At 41.5% G+C, this 23060-nt stretch carries 8 protein-coding genes and 1 pseudogene; 5 read left to right on the forward strand and 4 right to left on the reverse strand.

Annotated elements, in window-relative coordinates:
• Positions 1–8: 8 nt before the first annotated feature.
• The 3 genes from U2F10_RS35280 to U2F10_RS35290 form a co-directional block, all read right to left on the reverse strand.
• Complete coding sequence (locus tag U2F10_RS35280) at positions 9–6665, reverse strand: amino acid adenylation domain-containing protein (RefSeq protein WP_499874798.1); 6657 nt, start codon at positions 6663–6665, stop codon at positions 9–11.
• Entirely contained in the window at positions 6662–11278 is a 4617-nt protein-coding gene (locus tag U2F10_RS35285; protein ID WP_499874799.1) for an amino acid adenylation domain-containing protein, read from the reverse strand. The genes U2F10_RS35280 and U2F10_RS35285 overlap by 4 nt, the downstream gene beginning before the upstream one ends.
• 173 nt (positions 11279–11451) lie before the next feature.
• Positions 11452–11673 carry a hypothetical protein gene (locus tag U2F10_RS35290; RefSeq protein WP_163659769.1) on the reverse strand — a complete coding sequence of 74 codons (222 nt, stop codon included), beginning with the start codon at positions 11671–11673 and terminating at the stop codon, positions 11452–11454.
• 1268 nt (positions 11674–12941) lie between these two features.
• Between U2F10_RS35290 and U2F10_RS35295 the strand changes: the two are divergent.
• Positions 12942–13079, forward strand: a pseudogene (locus U2F10_RS35295) (ISAzo13-like element transposase-related protein); the annotation flags it as partial.
• A 544-nt stretch (positions 13080–13623) separates the two neighbouring features.
• Here the strand turns inward: U2F10_RS35295 and U2F10_RS35300 are convergent.
• Complete coding sequence (locus U2F10_RS35300; protein WP_163659773.1) at positions 13624–14628, reverse strand: helix-turn-helix transcriptional regulator; 1005 nt, start codon at positions 14626–14628, stop codon at positions 13624–13626.
• A gap of 2124 nt (positions 14629–16752) precedes the next feature.
• On the opposite strand from U2F10_RS35300, the gene U2F10_RS35305 reads away from it, so the two are divergent.
• The 4 genes from U2F10_RS35305 (at position 16753) to U2F10_RS35320 (ending at position 23058) form a co-directional block, all read left to right on the forward strand.
• Positions 16753–17010: an acyl carrier protein gene (locus U2F10_RS35305; RefSeq protein ID WP_163666334.1), complete on the forward strand. Its 258-nt coding sequence runs from the start codon at positions 16753–16755 to the stop codon at positions 17008–17010.
• A 1298-nt stretch (positions 17011–18308) separates the two neighbouring features.
• Entirely contained in the window at positions 18309–20021 is a 1713-nt protein-coding gene (locus U2F10_RS35310; protein WP_499874800.1) for an NAD(P)-binding domain-containing protein, read from the forward strand.
• A gap of 86 nt (positions 20022–20107) precedes the next feature.
• Positions 20108–21673 (forward strand): benzoate-CoA ligase family protein, encoded by a 1566-nt coding sequence (locus U2F10_RS35315; RefSeq protein WP_499874801.1) that lies wholly within the window; start codon positions 20108–20110, stop codon positions 21671–21673.
• A 62-nt stretch (positions 21674–21735) separates the two neighbouring features.
• Positions 21736–23058: a salicylate synthase gene (locus U2F10_RS35320; protein ID WP_163697761.1), complete on the forward strand. Its 1323-nt coding sequence runs from the start codon at positions 21736–21738 to the stop codon at positions 23056–23058.
• The last annotated feature ends 2 nt before the right edge of the window (positions 23059–23060 follow it).

Raw genomic sequence — 23060 nt, forward strand, 5'->3', positions numbered from 1 at the left:
GCCCTCACTCACTGTTGAGTTGTTCTATACTGTTTTCTCAGTTGCCGGGTTTGTGAGATCGCAAATCGACGCCCTTGACGAGCGATAATTCGATCTTGTGCTTGCTGCCCAGAAGTGATGGCATGATGCGATTGGCTAATGTAATTTGCCAGTAACTTAATAGTCGGATATTGAAATAAATCCACGACTTTAAGATTCTGATTTAAATCCTTATTAAGGAGAATTTGCATCTTTACCAGAAGCAAAGAATGTCCCCCTAAATGGAAGAAATTAGCATTTGTACTAATATCTTCCAACTGTAAAACCTCTTGCCAAATCGAGGTAATCTTACGTTCAATTGATGTTTTAGGTGCTGTATAAGGTGCGTCTGAAGTTGCTTGCTTATCCGGTTGAGGCAAAGCTAAACGATTTATTTTACCATTGGGTGTTAACGGGAGATCCTCCAACATGACAAATGCCGACGGTACCATGTAGTCGGGCAGTTGGCTTCTAAGAAACTGTTGTAGTTCGTTGATAATGGTTGTGCCAGACGTTGAGAGGTCTTTAGCCGCAACAACATAACAGACCAACCGTTTGTTGTCGCTCGAATCTCCTTGAGCAACGACAACTGTTTCCTGAACAGCGACATGGGTAAGTAGCGTTGCTTCAATTTCCCCTAGCTCGACTCGGAAACCGCGTAGTTTGACCTGATGATCGTTGCGCCCAAGGTATTCAAGAGTTCCATCTGGCAAGAACTGTACTAAATCGCCTGTCTTATAGAGCCTACCGGCCTGTGGGTGAGAGATAAATTTTTCAGCTGTCAGTTCGGGGCGGTTCAAATATCCCTGTGAAACTCCTATCCCTGCGATATGCAGTTCACCAGGTACACCAACGGGCACTGGCTGTCCTAAGGAATCTAACACCAATACTTGTGTGTTCGCAATCGGCCGACCAATCGCAACTGTGTGACTGGACAACTGTGAAGCATCTATCTTATGAGCCGTAGCATAAACAGTGATTTCCGTTGGACCATACAAGTTCCAGACACCGGTTGCCCTATCTAATAGTTGATTCGCTAAATTACGAGATAAAGCTTCGCCACCACAAAGAATCTTAAGCTGGACGTGATGACCTTGCCATCCAGCAGCCAGGAGCAAACGCCAAGTTGCTGGTGTTGCTTGCATCAAGGTCGCGTTAGAAGTTGTAAGACATTGCTTCAACTGCTGAGCATCCATGGCAACCTGACGACTGGCAATAACAACACAGGCACCTGTTATCAGGGGTGAGAAGAGTTCCACAACAGACATATCAAAAGATATAGAGGTTACACTCAGCAGGATATCTGTAGGGATAATCTGGAACTCGTGCTGCATTGCCACCAGTAAATTGACCACATTTTGATGGGTGATTTTTACACCTTTAGGTTTTCCTGTGGAGCCCGATGTGTAAATTACATAGGCTAAATGATCAGAATGCTTGGGTTTCGTTTCACTGTAGGGAGTTGTTTGGCTAATTAGATCCCACTCCGTATCTAGACAAAGTACATGGGCAGGATGATCCAGCAATTGTAATTGTCCGATGAGATGTTGCTGAGTTAGTAGGATTGAAACCTGGGAGTCTAATACAATCGATGAGAGTCGCTCCTGGGGATAACTGGGATCGAGCGGTAAGTAGGCTGCACCAGCTTTGAGGATACCTAGCATTCCTACCAACATATCTAGAGAGCGTTCCAGATACACCCCAATTAGCATATCGGGTTTAACACCTAAAGTTTGCAAATAGTCCGCCAGATAATTTGCTCTCTGATTTAATTCACTATAGGTTAGTTTCTGACCATCAAATACAGCTGCAATTGAGTCAGGGGATTGCTCAACTTGAGCTTCAAACAGCTCATGAATACATGAATTACGAGGAAAGTCTATTTTAGTATTATTCCAATTAAGAAACTGTTGCTTTTCAACAGAAGTTAATGGCGATAGCTCACTAATAGGTTGAGAAGGTGCCGCTACAATGCTTTCCAACAGTACTTCAAAATGCCCAATCAGACGTTCTATCCTATCTATCTCAAAAATGTCTGTATTGTATTCTAACCTGCCCATCAAACCTGATTCGGTCTCAACCATATTAAGACTCAGGTCAAACTTTGAAGTATTGGTATCAATGGGTGAAATATCAATGGACAGGTCAGCCGCGTTAAAATTCAATTCCAGCGTATCTTCAAAGGAAAACATTATCTGGAATAATGGAGAATGTCCTAGATTTCGTTCTAACTTTAGTTCTTCTAGTAATTTTTCAAAGGGCAAATTCTGATGAGTATAGGCCTCTAAAGAAACCTTTCGTACTCGCTCCAATAAATCTTGAAAGCTAGGATCTCCAGATAAATCAGTTCGCAATACTAACGTATTTACAAAACACCCGATTAACGGTTCAATCTCAATTCGATTCCGGTGGGCAACTGGAACTCCCACCAGAATATCCGTCATGCTAGTGTAGCGATAAAGTAAGACTTTCAATGCTGCTAACAGCATCATAAAGAGTGTCACTTCAAACTGTTGACTGAGTGTTCTAAGTGCTTTAGCAAGCTTCTTGGATAGTGTGAATAGTTGCGCGTTACCTGAAAATGTCTGAACTGAGGGTCGTGGCTTATCCGTGGGTAATGCTAATAGAGTTGGCGCATCAGCGAGTTGTCGTTTCCAATAAGCTAAGTCAGATTCCCAAAAAGCTTCCTGTGAGTACTGCTTTTGCCAAAGTGCAAAATCTACGTACTGAATTGGTAGCTCTGGTAATGATGAAGGCCGACCTGTGGAGAAAGCGTTATAAAGTGCCAACAGTTCACGCATCAATATATTGCTTGACCAACCATCTGCAATACTATGATGCATGGTTAGTACCATCAGATGGTCGGCTGTGCTCAATCGCAGAAGTTTAAAGCGAAAAAGTTGATCAACATTTAAGTCAAACGGTTGACAGGCTGTTTCTGTTGCTAAATGCTGTATCTTGGTCTCTTGTTCAATATTAGAGAACTTACTCAAATCCACGAGTGGTAGTTCAAAGTTTGAAAAGGGAGCAACAACTGCATAGGTTTTCTCATCCTTGTCAAGAAATCGAGTCCGTAAAATGTCGTGACGCCTGAGGATTTCAGTCAGACTTTGTTCTAAAACATCGACGTTGAGTATTCCCTGTAAACGTATTGATGTAGCGATGTTATAGAAGGGATTGTTGGGCTGCAACTTTTGTAGAAATACTAATCTAATCTGAGCAAACGATAACGGTAGCTGATCGCTGTGGGGACTCTTCTGAATAGGGGGTAAATTATAGTGGGGCGTCATTTGCAGTGCTGCTTTAGTGGCAACTGCAAGTTCGGCAATCGTTGGTGTATCAAATAAATTGCTAAGAGATAATTCGATTCCCAATGTGGTTTCAATTCGAGCGATAATTTGAGTCGCTATTAGGGAATGTCCACCGAGTTCAAAGAAATTATCATGGATACTAATTTCCCCAATTCCTAAAACCTGAGCCCAGATCCTGTCAATGGATTCTTCGATTTCATCACGAGGAGCAACAACCGATTGCCCTAGGTTATGGTGAATGGCATCAGGAGTGGGCAAAGCCCGACGGTCAATTTTGCCATTCGGTGTCAAGGGCATGGATTCTAAAGATATAAAAATCGATGGAATCATATAGCCGGGCAAAGTTTTTCTCAGCCACTGCTTCAGTTCAGAGGAATTGGGTATTGCAACACCTTGATAGACAAGATAGGCAACAAGTTGCTGATTGCTAGATTCATCGTCCCTAAGAATAACGACAGCCTGCTCCGTAGCAGGATGCGTTGTCAAAGCTGCTTCAATTTCTCCTAGCTCGATTCTAAAACCACGAATCTTTACCTGATGATCAATGCGCCCTAAAAATTCAAGATTGCCATCCGGTCGATATCGAACCAGATCTCCTGTCTTATAAAGATAAGCAGAACTAGACTCTGTTAAGTGAGCTATAGATTTTCCTGAAATAAAAGATTTCTCAGTTAAATCAGGCCGATTTAAATAACCTTTAGCAAGATTAGTGCCACCGATATAGAGTTCCCCAGGAATACCAATGGGAACAGGTTGCATATGGCTGTCAAGAACATGGGTTTGTACATTATTAATGGCTTTTCCAATGGAGGGAGCCCAATGCTGTTCTAACTTAGCAGTCACTATGCCAGACGTTGTCACAACCGTATTCTCAGTTGGACCATAGTTGTTTATGACCGTAAAAGGTATGTTCTCAGATGGATATTGTTTTAATTTATCTCCCCCAGTTAACATAACGCGTAATGCTGTCTGAGTGGGCCAGTCCAAAGAAAGTAGGGCTTCTGCCAAGGGCGTGACAACAGCTGTCACTGTAATTGAATTTTCTAGGAGCCAGCTTTGTAAATTTCTAGGAGAGCGGAGGATGTTTGGCTCTACCAAATAGAGCGTTGCCCCAGCTGTTAGGCAGGGATAAACCTCTAAAACACAGGGATCAAAAGCAAGCCCAAAAATCTGTGTGACATGATCGCAAGTGGATATCTTAAAGGTAGAGTGATGCCAGAATACAAGGTTGAGCAGCCCTTTATGTGGTACGAGAACTCCTTTGGGTTGCCCGGTTGATCCGGATGTATAGATAATGTAAGCCAGGCTTTCGGCAGTGACTTTGCTATCTGGATTAGCGTTACTTGCTTGGTCAAAAGCCTGAACAACAGCATCTAAACAAAGGATCCGTTCCTGGAAAAATGACAGGCTAGGCAATAATGTTTGCTGCGTTAGTAAGATGCTGACTTGGGAATCAGACAGCATAAATCTCAAGCGCTCTTGGGGATACTCTGGATCAAGGGGGACATAAGCCCCGCCGGCTTTGAGAATTGCCAAAAAACCAATCACTAACTCAGGCGATCGCTCAAGACAAATACCGACCAAGCTATTGGAGCCTACACCTAATGTTTGTAAGTAATGAGCCAACTGGTTTGAACGTTGGTTTAACTCACGGTAGGTGATTTGCTGATTCCTAAAGACAATTGCGATCGCATCCGGTGTCTTTTCTACTTGCTCTTCAAATAACTCATGGATACAACGCTCATAGGAAATATTAGTAAACGTATTATTATTCCACTTTACCAATTGCTGTCTTTCAGCGTTCGTTAATAAAGGTAAGTTGGAAAGACACTGATCTGGATTGGCCACAATTGCTGTTAGTAAGGTTTGAAAATGGCCGATCAAGCGCCTAATTGTGGCATCGTCAAATAGCTCTGTATTATATTCAAACCTACCAATTAAACCACCCGTAGTTTCTTGCATCGATAAGCTCAAATCGAACTTAGCAATGGCGACTGGAGTTTCCCATCGACTAAGGGTAAGCCCCCCTGATTCTATCTGCTCGATTCCTAAACTCTCTAAAACAAATACAGCTTGGAATAACGGTGTATAAGACCGATCCCGCTGCGGTTGAAGTTTTTCTACTAATGTGTGAAAGGGAAGATCTTTATGTTCTTGGGCTTCAAAGACAATCTGCTGTACATGCTTGAGAAAGTCTCGAAATGAAGAGTTCCCTGATGGTTGAGTACGGATAACAACAGTATTCACACAGTAACCGACCAGTGATTCCAGGCTACGATTATCACGATTTGAGATGGTTGTACCAACGCACAGATCAGTCTGATGTGTATAACGGTGCAGCAACACCTGGAATGCTGTAAGAAGCAATGTGAAGAGAGTTACCCCATGCTGCTGACTCAATTGCTTGAGGGATCTCGTCAAATCCGCTCCAAGCGTTAACGTAGTTGCCTTTCCACGATTAGTTTGAATAACCTGTCGCGGACGATCCGTCGGTAGCTGTAAAAGGGGAGGAGCACCATTAAGCTGCTGTAACCAATAATTCAAGTGCTTTTCTAGAACCGTTTCAAGCTGTTGCTGTTGCCAATAGGCAAAGTCGGCATACTGAACAGAGAGTGCTGGTAGGGGTGAAGGGTTACCGACAAGAAATGCTTCGTAGAGAGTACCTAACTCTTGGATGATGACGCCACTGGACCAACCATCTGCAATCAGATGGTGCATGATAAAGATCAAAACATAGGATTTATTTTCCAGGCGGAAAAGCGAAATACGGAAAAGTTGCTCCTGTGCCAGATTAAATGGACGCTGAACTTCGGCAATGGTAAATTGCTCAATTTCTGCCCGTCGATCGACCTCTGCAAGATGTGAAATATCTACCTGAGATAACTGGAAATCATTGAGCGCTTGAATAACCTGAACTGGTTTTCCATTTCTACTTACAAAGTTTGTGCGCAGAATTGCATGACGAGCGATAACTTCCTGTAGAGAGCGCTCTAAAACATGAACGTCAAGCTGCCCCTCCAACGCCACTGCAAAGGTTTGGTTGTAGGTCGCTAGATTATTGTCCAACTGTTCGATAAACCAGAGCCCTTGTTGATTAGGAGCTAATGGTAAAACACTATCAGACGGAGCCGGTGAAATAGTGTTCACTTTGGCAGCAGCAGCCGTCATCGTTTGAGACAGAAACGAGATGATTTCGGATTTATGCTGTGCCAGTTTGTCGCGCAAAGCAGGTGTAAGGACATCATGAGGCGCATTGCAGCACAAGCTATCGCCCTCTAACCAGAGTCTAATATCCTTTTCACTCAATTCGAGCAGAAATTCCTGTATCGAACTCATAATTTGATTTCCATCCGTTGAGATGATGCAACATCAATAGGGGCTTGTAATTTTTGAGTGATTTGCTGAAATTTTTCAATAGAGTCTGCTAAAGCTGCAAGCGTAGGCGTTTCTAGCAAACGTTGTACAGACAAATTGATTTTCAATTTCTCACGCAGTCGAGAGAGAACCTGAGTCGCTTGTAAAGAGTCGCCTCCTAGGGCAAAAAAGTTATCTTGGGACCCAATTCTCTCAATTTGTAAAATTTCTTGCCAAACACTGGCAACTAACTGTTCCATATCATTTTGAGGCACTACATACGTGGCCTTTGCTTGGGAATGAAGCCCCTTCAATGTGCTCAGCGATAGGCGATCTACCTTGCCATTCGCGGTCAAGGGTAATGCATCTAGGAGAACAAATTGATGCGGCACCATATATTCTGGCAGTTTTTTGTTAAGGAAATTCTGTAGCCTTTCGGGTTTAAACTGCTTCACTGAGGATGGGCCTTGGGCAACCAGGACATCAAAGCCAATATCATCGGCAACTGAATCGGGACGATTTAGGAAGGTACTGTTTTCAAATCCAAGATGACATAAAACGCTCTGCCATTGTTCTTTAGAAGGAACGGGATGCTCTGGCCGTAAACTATTATCTTCAAACCGTTCAAAGCCTTGCTGTAGACCCATATTCAAATCAAACGCAGGATGAAATCTTGTTTTCTCAATAGCTAAAAGCAATCCATTGGGAGCTAACAAAGCACGAATATGCCGCAACGACTCTTCAATTGATCGGGTGTTATGCAAAACTGTTGCAGCAATGATGATGTCAAACGAGTGGGGGGCATAGCCTTGCTGGTAAGGATCTTTTTCAAGATCAAATCGATTGTACTCAATGAAGGAGTAGTCGGCAAAACATTCTTGAGCTCTCTGTAGAAAGAAGTTAGAAATATCGGTGAAGACATAAGTTGTGCGCTCAGGCGAAAATAATGGCAACAGGTGAATTGCTGTTGTTCCGTAGCCAGCGCCAACTTCTAAAACTCGTAATGGTCGATCTGGTTCTAAAGTGTTAAGGTAAGCACTCATAAAAGCTTTAGAAATCGCATTACAATCGGCAAACATTAACTGATATATCGTCTGAGTGTTATCAGATGTGTAAATCTCTGCCGAGTGAATTTTTTCAGTGATAATGTCTGCTAATTCTTCTAAGGGAGTTTTTGGCATGAGGGCAATCCAGTTTTGCATGAATTCGTCACTGCAAGATAAGCTGGATTGAATCTCTGCTGTTAAAGGTTGGAAGACCGTTGCTGGCAGATCTGCAATGCTTTTGAAGTGCTGGCCCTGTTGCTCTAACAATCCTGCTTTAATCAGTGTCTTGAGACCGCGAAGTAACCACTTGCGATAGCGAGGCGCAATTTGACATTGCACTATGATTTCATCCAGTGTGTACGCGTCTCCTATCGATTGGTAAATACCTAGCTTCTTCAATGCCTTACAAACTGAAATCAGATGCAAATGATTTTGATAGTCCCAATAGGCTGAGAAAGTAGATCGATCAAGCGTCCAGAAGGTTTGTTCAGCCTGTTTATATCCTGCTCGGAGAAGATCTTGCCATTGTTGCTGATGCTTTGAAGAGTTTGCCCGCTCTATTTGCAATAAGCCAGATTCTTCGCCAGGTTGAAGCACAATATAAGCCACTAGAGCCTGGTTCTCATGAGTATTTTTTAATGTCGTAACAACGGCATTTTTGATGGATTGATGCTGCATTAAGGTAGCTTCAACTTCCCCAGGTTCAATCCGATATCCGCGTAATTTTATTTGAAAGTCGACTCGCCCTAAAAATTCAATATTTCCATCAGGTAAATAGCGCCCTAAATCACCTGTTTGATAAATTCGCTCACCTGTACGAGGGTGTTGGATAAAGTTAGCCTCTGTTTTTTCCTTATTTCGCCAATACCCTTGGGCTAACTGAACTCCAGCACAGTGCATCTGACCTGGAACCCATACGGGACAGTCTTCTAGTGCATCATTCAAAATGTAGTACTGCGAATTAGCCATTGGCTGACCATAGGGAATACTTTGCCAATTAGGATCAACCTCCTCAATTAAATAGCCAATGTTCCAAATCGTTGTTTCTGTTGGACCACCAATACTTAGTATTTGTATCTGTGGCACGAGAGCACGTACCTGATTGGGGAGCGAAACGGGTAGCCAGTCTCCCCCTAAGATTGCTAGCCGTAAACTGTCAGGTAGACTTCTAGAATGGCTATCTGCATAGCGAACTAGCATCTCCATCATGGCAGGAACTGAATTCCACAACGTCACCCGATGTTGCTGCAATAGGCTGGCCCAATGAGCCGGCTCTTTAACTAAGGCTGCATCAGGTAGAACAATTGCTCCCCCAGTACTCAAAAGTCCGAAGATGTCATAGACTGATAAGTCATGATTAAGTGCCGTAAGAGCTAGGATGCGATCGCAGGCATCAATGTTGAAGCGCTGGTTAGTATTAACAACCACATTGATAACGTTACGATGTGAAATCATCACACCTTTCGGATTGCCTGTAGAACCAGACGTGTAGATCACATAAGCTAAATCATCAGAACCTTGAACAAGTTCGAGATCCTCTGTAGATTCATCTGCCAAGGAAAACTGATCAATATCATCCACATCCAAGCAGTGAATTTCTGAAGGATATTGCAACTGTTTTAACCAAGATTGAGTGAGGACAATCCGCGCCTTACTATTCTCTAATAGGTAAGATAACCGCTCTTGAGGAAGCTCAGGACTAATCGGAACATAAGCTGCACCAGCCAACAAAGTCCCCATCACTGCAACAATTTGTTCCCACCCCTTTTCCATCACAATGGCTACTAGCTGGTTAGGGCGAACGCCTAAGGCACGTAATCGATGGCCAACTTGCTTTGATAATTCATACACCTCTTGATAAGTGAGGTTGCGGCGGGAAGAAATAACCGCAACCTCTTTGTCCCTTAGTTTTACTTGTTCTATAAATAGCTGATGCAGAGTGATTTCAGGAATGGGGATTAATTTAGCATTGGCCTTAGAGCGTTGGTTAAGTTGATTTGGTAAGGCAAATTGACGACTTGTCTCAGTCCAAGCTGACTCAGATGATGCCAACTTTTGCAGGAATCGACAATATGCTGAAAACATATCATCAACCAACCCTTGTGGAAATAGCTCTTCAACAACATCCCAGTTGAACGTTAGAGTATTATTCTCTTCCCAAACTTGAACATCTATCCAAGCTTGTGACGCTTGGCTGATGCCATACACTAACTTGCCGAAGTGACTAAACGTACGAGTGTCCTGTCCCAGTGAACTGAAACCTAACGTGCTTGTAAAGATAATTGGCATAGCACTGGGCGCAGTGCCTCGCTTGCGGGATAATTCTCGTACTACACGGACACCACTGAAATAGCGATGTTCCAAGTCTCTCCATAATTGCTGCTGAAGCTGCACTGCTTGGTCCGCAAAAGATTTGGGCACTGAGTGATCGGCTTCTAACAAGGTAACAGACGTAAAATCCCCCAAAATATGGCTAACTTGGGGGTGCATCGGCAAACGGTTGAAAAGGGCAAGATTTATAGTGAACCGAGGAATTTTACTCCAAACTGCCAAGATTTCAGAAAAGGCTGATAACAATAATCCAGAGGGTGTTAAACCAGCTTGAGCTGCTTTCTGCTTCAATGCTTGCCAAACAGACTGTTCTAACCCACCTTCGTATCGTCTACATCGATGATGCTGAAGATCGCTAGGACGTTTTGCTAAAGGTAAATCTGGCGCTGGCGGTAGGGTATCCAAGCGATTCAACCAATAGTCTTGTGATTGTCGATACTGTTGCGTCTCCTGTAAAGATTGCTCAGCTAAGACATAGTCCCGAAATGAAATTTCAAGGGGGACTAATTCAGCGTTAGATGCTTGATAAAGCTGAAACCATTCATCAAACAGTCGAAATAGGCTCCAAGCATCAAATATTTGCAAATCATAACTAATATGCAGCCGAATTTTGCCTTTGTCTAAGCGCGTCGCCCGAAACTCAAACAGCGGATATTGGTCAGCAGGTAATACTTGATGAGACATTCGATGACGAATGTCGTTGATTCTAGCCTTTACTACAGGATCTGGCTGCGATCGTAAGTCTAATATTTCAATTTGATAAGGAGGAACTTTTTTCAGAACTTGCTGTTGCCCATCGGGCAAAACAATTGCCCGTAACATATCATGGCGATCAATTAACTGTTGCAATGCCAAATTCAATTTTTCTAAATCTAAATCATATGACTCAATCTCGTAATAGCCATGATTGGCAACCTCACCCAGTTCCAACGCACCACTGCGCCCTACCCAAAAGGCGTGCTGCATATCTGTCAAAGGAAAAGGCTTATAGCGATCTTCTGGCCGAGGTGCTACGTTAGGTAGCTGATTGACGTTAACATTCGAAACCTCACTATATTGATGTAATAGCGAAAGTAACTCTGCTTTATGCTGCGTAATAGAACAACTTATATCTGGAGTAATAGCTCCCTTAGGTGCGTCAACTTCTAACGCATCGCCGTAAAGAGATAATTTTACTCCATGACTGGAAAAATAATTTAACAACGAATACAGATCCATAATTACACCAAAGTAAATTGATGATCTACTTATCTCATTGCGAGCCAAACAGATTACAACTCTTGTTCCTGCAAGCTTTAAAAAGGAATACTTAATGTGTTTATTTTACTAGGCTATTTCGTTTCGAACATCAGAAAACTAGAACTAATCTTTCGAGGCCTGTTCCAACGATTCTAATCTACCTCGAACAATATCAATTTTTCCGATGCTACCTGGTCATAGCAAGAAGATAAATCCGAGCCTAGCTCTATAACTAAAGCATCAGGATGGGTCGTAATATGGTTCACTACAACATCATCAATCAGCTTTGTTCCAATAGCAATTCCCGCTTGATAACTCCAACTATACCAATCCTCCGAGTCAGCAGCCCAATTTAATTTCTGCCTCCATTCCATAGCTCTAGGATTACAAAACAGCCTATTCTCTCGCTGATGTTCATCAGCTCCTCCCCTAAACGTAAAAATTGTGGGGTGCGAGGAGCCCCGGTTAGTTGTGTCATCAGCATAGGAAGGATGTCTCCGTACCCTTAACCTATCGTTTGCAATGGTATTAGGATTAAGTAATACAGAGCCCTAAATATTTCTGACGTTCTACACAGTCAATAGAAGAATGGAGTTCTAATTTCTGGATTTACCTATCCTTGTATTCAATAGAAGACATGCCTACATCAATATAAAGTTCTCAATTGCATAGAGCTACCTCAATGACAGCTCAAAAATTGCTACCACAGAGATTAGGACGTTGCTTGCAACAACAGATGGAACGTTAGGTTGTGGAAGGCCATCCGCCTAAATTTTATAATTCTCACTTGTTTCCTAACATCCATACAATACTTTTCTGAAGGCAATGGATAGATATTCCATACCTTCGCTCCCGTAAAAATTACATGGAGAAACCCAGACAGTTGATTCACCTATTGAGTAGGCTCAATTTCTTTACTCTAGCCGTATACTCCACAGCTAGCAAAGTCATTCTAACTATTAGAAGACTATCTTTCGTCTGAGTCTTTCTTCTCAAGATACCCCCCTTTTCCAACAGGATTATCTACAGAGTGCAATAGTAACGATTCTCAGATGGTATTCATCTATGTATAAGCAGTCAAGAATTTAAATTGTGAGCCATGCATCTTGCTATCAGGTTAATCTAAAAATTCGCTAAGCCTAGGGTTTGAAAAAGCATTTATGCTTCAAAACCCAGCTACTTAGGCCGCAAATGTTTGTTCATTAACTAACCTTATCCTCTCTTATCTGACCCAAGTTAATACTACAGGACTAAAGCAGTAATCAGTTCATCACAATAAATATTTCCATATTTCCTATCCCAAACGGATCATCATCTATCCTCAGTAGAGCATAAATGAACACTGTTATGGTTCAGTAGATAAGAAAACAGCCTGGATGAGGGGACAGTATCGTTTAACGGCATGGGCTATAAACTCCAGCAGGGTCGCGAGCGGAAACATTCGCCTGTTATAGGTGCAAATTACGCGTATCTCACAAGGGACGGTCCCGTACCGAGAGCCGGTCAAGAGATACTCAGTGACATAGCTACACCGCTCTTTGAGCAGTTGCCTGGTCCCCCTGCTTACCGCGTACAATGACCGGCATCAGAAAAGGGGTATCGATAGCAATGACATGTTTGTGTTTCTTGAGTCGTCCTTGGGACCAGTCGAGACACCTTGGAATTTGCCTGTGACTCCATCTATCATTGGTGGACTCAGCATGGCATCAACGACTATCCCACGGCTACCTCAATTAGCCCCTTGTGTGATGCAGGCGATAGCAATAGTGCTAGCCACTAGATCTTCCAAGAAGATTTACAGCTGTTGGCCCATGACTTGGGCCTCGAGATTCGGATTGCTCATTGGAACTATGTTGCTCAAGCACAACAGGTCTAAAATTGGAGTTTATCAAATCCTTTTTCTTGAGCGGTTACTATACCGTTCAAGAACAGTTAGTGTGGACCCTTAGGTGTTCCAGGTTACTAAGACGTTAGCACAATGATCCTTTCTGAACCGCCCCAAGGCTTTCTCGATAAAACAACAACCTTGTTCCGTTCTCAACGCTTAATAGATAGACTTGGCCTGCGTCCACTATTTGGCTCAAGAGAGCTATCTTCAATTCATTTCAGATGTGCATTAGAGTATACACAATACCTATAGGAGGGTATATTGAATTACGACATTACATCGTTCAACCTCATTACAACCCCCTTTACTAGTTAAAGTTGCTGGATATATTGAAACATTCCCACTGGTCGCTGACTCACTACCTGGAGTTTGGCGGTGTTACCGATGCCCGTTAGATTCACCCCTTAATTCAGCAACACCTCTTTTCTCAGGCTCCCTAAAAGATCGATGCTCTATAAACAGTCGGGGGCACACCAAATTTCTCTTTAAATGCAGCACTAAAAGACGTTTCACTAGCATAGCCGACAGCTCGTGCAATTTCAACAATACTGAGCGCCCTGGTGGCAAGTAAGTCTTTAGCATGATGCATTCTATGCTCTCTAAGATAGCCAAAAGCAGTTTTACCTAAAACTTGACGAAAACCAATCTTGAGCTTGTAATCATTTAGACCAACTAGTTTAGCTAAGCTTGCTAATGAAGGTGGATGAGCTAAATCATTTAACAGAATCTCTTTGGCCCAATGAATTCGATCGATATCAGTAGGTTTGAGGGCAGGAGTTCGAGATTTTGTCTTTGCACTAGATGAAAGATGATCTAGAAAGCAGGCGAATACTTCAAGTGCTTTGCTTTCTAGATAAAGACGTTTTGTGAGGCCATGGTATGGGCACTTTAAGACTTGCTGCATGGCCATTTTCATTGTGTGCGTCATCCAATCAGTTTGTAAATAAGGGGACCTATCTTTCCCTTTCATAAGCCGCTGAAATTGGGTAGGGAGCGACTCAGCACGGCCATTCAATAAAGTATCGAGCACTTCAGTATCCATGGAGATATTGATAAATGAAAATGGTTTTCCAGCACAATACTCAATTGTCCCAAGTGTATCGGATGTAACACCCCAGCCAATTTGCCCTGATTTGAAGCTCAATTCCTCTTTGACCCCTTTGATCGTTCCCCTGGAACTGCCTGAAACGCAGAAGCCGAGAGTCAAAGATGCCGGGTGGCTAAATTCAGTCTCTAAGATAAGACGCTTTGGAAATAAAGTATTTTGTACCGATAGCTCAAATCCTGGACGTAACTTATAACTCTTTACCAAACCATTGCAAATACGCGACGGAAATATCAACGTATGCTCATATTCTTCTGAACTGATCGCTAAATCTTCTTGATGACTCAATTCGGCAAATAGTTCGTCTATATTTCGAACAGAGAAATTTACTTTCATGACGTCTGTGTGCAAAGTTTGATGTTGTCAATGAGTAAGTTCAATAAGAGATTTCAGTCTAAGGTCATACTTATTGATATGTTCCTAACATATGTATGAACTTACTCTCTTTTACACTTACTTATTCGGAGGAAGCCTGAAGAATGCTGAGCATTTCTCTAAAATCACTTTGTTAGCCAGCAAGATTAGCGTAAGAAACTATTTTAACGAGCAGAGAGGGAAGCTATGAAATTATGCCCGTTTCCGAAGAATCAATTGAGTCATTAAAATGTGAACCATCATTTTTGTGAACCATCACTTTTGTGAACCATCACTTTGGATGACTCGGTTAAATTCTTATACTCAGCTCTTGCACGTATGTTGGTGATGAGGCAATAACCCACGTCGGGTTCAAAATCCAACGCTAATTAAGGGCTGTCTGCTAAGGTGAAAACTTGGCCGTAGGGCTCTGGATATAGAGCTTTTACCGATCTCTCAACCCCTTTAGTGGGTTTTGATTCGATTAGCCGTGCAACTTTGAGTCCATGGTGAGCTAACGCCGCCTCGCCAGTTGCAAGATCTGAGCCTTTTACGAATAGCAGGGCTGTTCGCTCAACCGGCAAGAAACACAATTGTCGTGATTCTGTCGACAATCAGTCTATTTTAGGGTTGATTAGTTTGTGTTTCTTAGGAGTTATAGCTTCTAATCAATGGTCGGTAACATTTCCATCCTCAAAGGCCCGTTCGATGACCCAGCATCCTTTGGCAGAATGGGACTTTTGATTCCTTATGGCATAAAGCGACCTGAACAATCCATCAAATAAATCCATAGCTCATTGGATAAAGTTTACCCCTCCGATGAACTCCATTGCCCCAAAAGAGATACTCACTTGCAGTGACTTTACTTGTGTAAGAGACTTTTTCAAGAACCTACTGTCTCAAACATATTCAGGAACGTTGGTAGTCGTAATTGCAGCACAAAACGTTAAACCGAACGTATCAATTGTGGTACACGTCTTCAACCTTCTGTTGTATCGCTAAAATCATCATCCAAAAGCCATGAATCGTTGTGTTAGGACAACACCCCGACTGTAGCCTTTCAGGTTGACTTAGCTTTCTATGTTTATCCTAGATTCTATCTCCATACTTTCTTTGCTTGCCAATAGTAATAAAGCATTATTGAGAATTTATGTCAATAGATGCCATACCCCCTTTATATTACATATCGCTTGAGATAGCTTTCAATTGCTAAATCGGCACTGTAATGCGGCGGAATCATATATAACCGATGCGCTGTCAAATGGCGATAGGATTGATAACTTGCTAAATCTAAGCTCATTGCCAGAATTATTTGGAGTCTGATAACGCTAATCAAATAGCAAAGGAATGTAAAGCAATGAGATTTACGTCATAAAGTATGATATAGAGTATATTATTAAGTAGATCCACTGAAAGGTTCTTTAGCTACTGGTAATCTTTCTTGATTGGTCTATCTGAAAAAAGTCACTCATTCATCTGTCATAAGTAGTCTAGGTAACCTTTAAAGAGTCAATTCTGAAGGTTAAGTGATTTGAAAAAGCTTTTGCAACACTTATGTTGTTTAGAGGAATGAAATACTTTAAAATTCAGGCTACATGGAAATGGACCGTTACTTAACTTTTCCTGGTCGGCTTGAATATTTCATCTGTTTTCTAGGTTTATCTAAACTAGCTGTTCGTTTTTCAATCTCTCTGAATTGTATGTTTGAAGTTTAGAGTTGATCGTTGAATGGGGAAAGTTGTTTATTTTAGCATCCCTGTCGATTGAAGCAGTAGATGTTCAATCTATAATGTTACGTTTGCGATATTATCGTTTTTCCTGCTGATGAGACGCCTTGGTTTCCTGGTTAAGGTTTTTGGGGTCAAGCTTTTCCTTATTTGACTTGAGAATCTGGAGGGCTCCTTGTTGTCATGGGTAGAAGTGACAATAACGAAAGCTGGATAACATATATCTAGAAGATACGTACTGGAGTTTAACCCTCCTAAAGCACTAGATTGAGAGAACCATACTCCACTTTTTTCAGAATTGAGATGGAAGCATCAAACAGTTAAACAACTTGTTCACCTCTTAGAAAAGATTTAATTGACTTATCGAAGTATTTAATTTATGAATGCATTACAACCAATGAATGTGCTCATGGATATTTTATATGAGCTAGGTATTCCAACAGATGAGCTTAATCCAGATTCTTTCCTTTATAAGGATTTACAGTTGGATTCGACAGAAATAGTCGAAGTCGCTGTTGTACTGAAGCAGAAATTTGGTGTCAGGATTAAGCTAGAAGGCCGTCGAGATAAGACTTTAAGTGAGGTTTGCGATTTAATCAATTCATCCATATCTAAAGATTCTGAAAATGCTAGTTAAGCAGACTCATCTTGTTTTTGGAGAGATTGTGAATCATGTGGATGGGATTAGCTTGTTGAGGATTGTTTACATGGAAAATTAGTTTTCAAGCCTAGATTTTGACAGACGGGTACAGAGTGATTCTAGATTAGTGATAGCTAAGATTGATTGTCTTAGTTCATATCCATCGTCATTTAAAAAGTTCTCAATCCATGAGTAAAGGCTATTATGGTCAGTATTGATGAAGAGTTGTTTGATGTTTCCAGGCTTTCTGCATATTTAAATAGTTGACTTGCTCTGTAGAGTCAACTACCATTCTGTTATGAGAGAATCTTTTCTTATAATAGAATATAGAGGAACGCACTTTGTTACAGTCAATGGCTTAGTTTAGGTTATTGTGTTGTTAAGTGATATAGCTGCTGAATGTTTTTTGAAAAAGATTAGCTTTCAATTATTTTTGGACGATTCTCAAGATTTTTGGAGAGTACATAATTCTTGTAGTAAGTTTTTGTAGTAGATCAAGATTTGAGATTAGGAGGTGCTATCATCGCTTACTTTCTTCACTGCCTGCTAGATCAAGATAGGCAAGAGCTAATGAGTTCGTTGCGACCTCAACATCGTGTTTACATGAGAAATCACTTGGAGCAGATTGCTTTTGGTGGACTTGCTTATGATGAAGACTCTGATACCACTGTGATCTGTATTTGCTTAAACGTCGAGTCAGACTCTGAAGCAAGCGACTTTGTTAAAGATGATCCGTATTGGGAGGTTTACAAGCAGGTTAAGATTGAGAAGTTCAAGCAAATGATCCCAGGAGTGATTACTTAAAGACGATCATACGGTGTAAAGTCGGTCTTCAAAGCACTTCTTTTCGGTGTTGCTGTTTTTGGTAAGTCTTTAAAATATGAGTTGCTGTTTGTGCTTTGATAATTTGTTTTCGCTTAAGGAATTTCAACTAAGCGTAAGACATTTTTTCCTTCTAGAGATTCTGCCTAAGATTTTATTAGGATAAATCTTAGGCAATTGGATATGTAATCTGTTTTGAAAAGCCATCTGACTTAGGATTCTATAAAGCTATCGCTTTATTTGGATTGGTTCGGGATTTTAGAGGCTTTAAGGCAGTTTTGATTTAATCTAAGATAGCGTGTGACAAGTTCTTGGCGTAACTAGATTAATTCCCTAATCAATGAAAATCGCAAAACAGATCTACTGTACCAAAAGATATGTGAAGTTTCAGTAAATCTGTTTTGTGATTAATTCTGTAGATCTGCTCAGTTCGAGTTGAAAGAATTTCCAAGAAGCAAGGAGCCGAGATAGTTATGGATGTTAGACGTCATAAATACATTATTGTAGGTGCCGGTCCGAGTGGCTTGCAGCTTGGCTATTTTATGGAAAAAAATCAGAAAGATTATGTCATTTTAGAGCGTAATCAAACTGCAGGGTCCTTTTTTTCTAAATATCCGCTACATCGCAAGCTTATCTCCATCAATAAGAAGAATAATTATTTCCCTGAGGATGATTTTAATTTGCGTCACGATTGGAATTCATTATTGTCTGATGATCCAGAGATGCGCTTTACTGAGTACTCAGATGATTTATTCCCAAGTGCTGATCGACTTTACGAGTATCTTCAGGATTTTGCTAAACACTTTGATTTAAATATTACTTACGGCACTACGGTTTCTAAAATCAAGCGCTATGACAATGGGCACTTTCATCTCGCAACAGAGGATGGGGTCCATTATGAGTGTGAAGCTCTTTTTCTTGGATTAGGCCCAGTGAAAGCGCTGTTGCCAGATGATATTGAAGGCATTGAGCTGGCTACAGTTTATGATGATCAGATCCTCGATCCAGAAACTTATCGGAACAAGAGAGTCTGTATTATTGGACAAGGTAATTCAGCGTTTGAAACAGCGGAGTTTTTATCAGGGATTGCTAGCTTCGTTCACGTCTTTGCTAAAGAACCTATCAAGTTCGCATGGAATACTCATTTTGTCGGAGATGTGAGGGCTGTTAACAATAACATCTTTGATATGTATCAGTTAAAGTCGCTACATGCTGTACTAAATCCTCGATTAAAGCGAATTACTCGTCTGGAAAATGGTTGTTTGCAAACTAATCATAGCTATGATTATCCAAATTCAGACATTCCTGGCTCTCTTGAGTTGACTCGTGAGTATGACCACATAATCTGTTGTTCTGGTTGGCGCTGGTTTGATGAAGAACTCTTTGATGAATCGGCCATGCCATTATCTTGGAAACGAGGTAAGTTTCCAAAGATGACTCCCATCTGGGAATCGGAAAATGTTCCTAACATGTTCTTTATCGGTGCGGCCATGCAGAGCATTGATAGAAAAGCTTCATCTGCTTTCATACATGGCTTCCGGTATGCTATACGAACACTGTTCAAGCTTATAGAGGAGCGCTATGAAAATATTCCTCTGCCCAGCAAGACGATAAAACCATTAGATTGGGATAAACTTTTGGACTGGATGTACGAACGATTTAGCATCGCGTCTGCTATCTTTCAGCTTTTTGGTGTTCTTTCGGATGTTGTTGTCCTAGCCGATGATATGACGGAAGCGACGATTTTTGAGGAACTTCCCTTCAATCATGTAAGAGAACGCCATTTTGACGGAAAACATGTCCTGGTTTTTACGCTTGAGTTTGGTTTCGATAACTTTAAAGACCCAGCTATTACCTTTATGGGCCCCTCTGATCCGGTAGACACTTCCTGTGCGGCATTTTTGCATCCCGTCATTCGACACATTTACAACGGAGAGGAAACCGAGTTTCATTTTGGCGATTCATTGCTGGCCCGGTGGGATCGTCCCCATGGTGACGGAGGTGCCGTTATGTCGTATCACTACTTGTTCCAAAAATGGCTCGAAAATCAGTTAGGAATTGACCTTAACCTGCCAGAGCCTGTAGAAGGAGGCCCTTATCGTAGATGGTCTCAAAAAGAGATTGAAAACTGGAAGTTAAACAATCCACCGACTGATTCTATTGCAAAGTGTGTTCGCCCTGTGTAACGACAAAACCTTTGTGTTGGTGAGCCTAAAGTTGACTTCAGCTTAATCAGCTAGCTAATGATTGCAGGAACCATAGGACAATTGCCATGAAAAGCGTCAACGAAGAGTTACCTGATGTTTTTAATCTTGCTGCATACCTCATTGAGGGTAATCTAAACATAGAGTATAGTGATAGGATCGCTTTTTATACTCGACTTGGAACGTATACTTATACCCAAGTAAATAGTTTGGTCAAGCGTAGTGCTCAATTACTTTCTGATCTAGGTGTAGAGCAGGAAAATCGAGTGAGTATTCTCCTTGAAAATGAACCTGAGTGGATATTTTTCTTTTTAGGTGCAATTTGGTTGGGCGCTGTGCCTGTCCCTATTAACCCCACCTGTTCCGTAGAAGATATTGGTTATATCCTTCAGGATTCTCGGAGTAAGGTTTTGCTAACAGCTCAGGTATGGCAAGAAGAAATAGTATCTCTCCCATTAGACTATTTGTGTCATACCCTGCTTGTGGATGGTGAAAATCCCTTCTTGTCATCGCTTGAACATAGAAGTGAATTGATGACTCATGCTCAAACATCTCCCAATGAGCCTGCTTTTTGGCTGTACACATCGGGTAGTACAGGGCGGCCTAAAGGCGTCATTCATGCACATCAAAGCTTTCTTTTCTGTGCCCAAAATTATGGTCAAAGTACTATTGGTTTAAGTCAGGATGATATTACCTATTCGGTTGCCAGTATGGCATTTGCCTATGGGCTAGGCAATAGCCTATACCTACCCATGACGATGGGGGCTGCTTCAGTACTTTCTGCTACTAAAAGTGCTTTTGATATAGTTGATGATGTTAAACGCTATCGACCTACAGTTTTCTTTGGAATACCCAGTGTATATGCCGATCTTTTAGAGGTGGAGGACATTTCTAATTTTGATTCTTCATGTCTACGTTTGTGTGTATCGGCTGCTGAAAAACTCCCTAACAGTATTTGGCAGAAGTGGTTTGATACTCATCATCTAGAAATTTGTGAGGGAATTGGCACAACTGAATTTCTTTATATATTTCTCTCTAATCAATTAGGAAAGTCAAGACTAGGTAGCTCTGGATACCCTGTGGCTGGTTACGAAGTTCAAGTTGTCGATGAAAAAGGGCTTCCTTGCTCTATTGGTGAGATTGGTGAGCTGCAAGTTAGCGGTCCTAGCCTGATGTTAGGTTACTGGAATCGCCTGAAGGAGACTCGTAAGGCAATTCATGGTTCTACGATGAAAACTGGAGATAGGTATAGACGAGATTGTGATGGTTTCTTTTGGTTCGTAGGACGGAAGGATGAACTGTTTAAAGTTAAAGGGCAGTGGATTTCACCTTTGGAGATAGAAGAGGTCTTGCATCAGCACCCACACATCCATGAAGTTGCCGTGGTGTCCTCCTCTACCCATGGTGAGCAGTTAACTGAAATTGTCGCCTATATTAGTCTCAAGCCAGAGCAAATCTCTTCCCCAAAATTAGAAAGAATGATTTATCAGTTCGCCAAGCAGCGACTACCCCATTTTAAGACACCTAAACGTATGTTCTTTTTGGATAGCCTACCTCGCACATCCACAGGAAAAATTCATCGACAGATGTTGAAAAATATGCTTTCTGAACCTCCATTAGCTATTGCCAATTAAGCAATACCAGGAATTCTAATTTAGTCTGTTGAAAAGTATGTAACCCCAAAAGGAGAAAATGAATGGTACTGGATTTTAAACCTTCGACCAAGTACTATGAAACATTTATTCCTGGCAAAAGAGAACCCGTGATTATTTTGCATAATCTTCTCCAAACCGGAATATTTTCTAAGTATATGATGTACGAGTCAAAGGACGAGACTTGTATAGCTGGGGGTGAGTTAGCAAAAGTTTTAGTCACTCAGGAACAGATTTCTTTAGAGGGATTAGGTGCATCTAAATCTGAACCTGTTAGTGATCCCCTTAAACAAGTCGAGAATCTTTTGAATTCCTTACGCTTTGAAGATTGGACAGCTTATGGCTATGTTGCCTTTGATATAGCCCGATTTTATTCTTCTTATTCTAAGGCAATTGACCAACCGCTTTGCCATTTTTTTATTCCTGAAACTGAGTTACGCTTTACCAAAGAGGGGGTCAGGATTAAAACAACTAAACCTCTAGAAACAATTAGAGACCAACTCTTTTTTGATGGTCAGATGCCCAGCTTTGAATCAGCATCTTTGATATGTGATGATAGCGATCAAGAGGCCTATCAAAGCTCTGTCAATCAAATGGTTAATGTTATTAAAGAAGGACACTTGCATAAAGCTATTATTGCTCGATCACGTGAGATTTCTGGTACCTTAGATGTCTTAGGAACCTACGAGGTTGGCTCAAAAGTAAATAATGCAGCTCGTTCCTATTGTTTGGATTTTAAGGACATAAAAGCTGTTGGTTTTAGCCCTGAAACCCTTGTAGAGGTGAGTCAAGATGGGTTTGTAACGACTAATCCTTTAGCAGGGACTCGACCTCGTAGCAGTACTTTAGAGGAAGATATCAAGCTGAGCAAGGAACTTTTTACAGATGCCAAAGAGGTTAAAGAGCATGCCTTATCTGTGTGGCTAGCACAGGATGAAATTACATCCGTTTGTTTGCCAGGTACAGTGCAGGTGTTCAACTTTATGGAGGTTAAAAGGTACCGATGTGTACAACATTTGTCATCAAAAGTTGGTGGCCAGCTGCAGCCTGATAAAACCTTTTGGGATGCCTTAAAAGTGTTATTTCCAGGAATTACAGTTTCCGGTATCAACAAAGATAAAGCTCTGGAATGGATAAATCATTTGGAATCCGAGCCCAGAGGTCTTTATGCTGGAGGTATTGGGTGGTTTGATAGTCGTGGCAAAGCAGATCTAGCGATCGCAATTCGTTCAGCCTATCAATATGGTGAACGTACTTATCTGAATGCGGGAGCAGGAATTGTAGCTGAATCAATTCCTCAAAATGAGTACACTGAGTCTGTTAATAAGATGAATACAATGTTAACCAATTTAGTTTTGAAATCTTGAGA

Origin of the sequence: Leptothoe sp. EHU-05/26/07-4, assembly GCF_043421015.1 — a bacterium.
GTDB lineage: Bacteria > Cyanobacteriota > Cyanobacteriia > Phormidesmidales > Phormidesmidaceae > Leptothoe > Leptothoe turfae.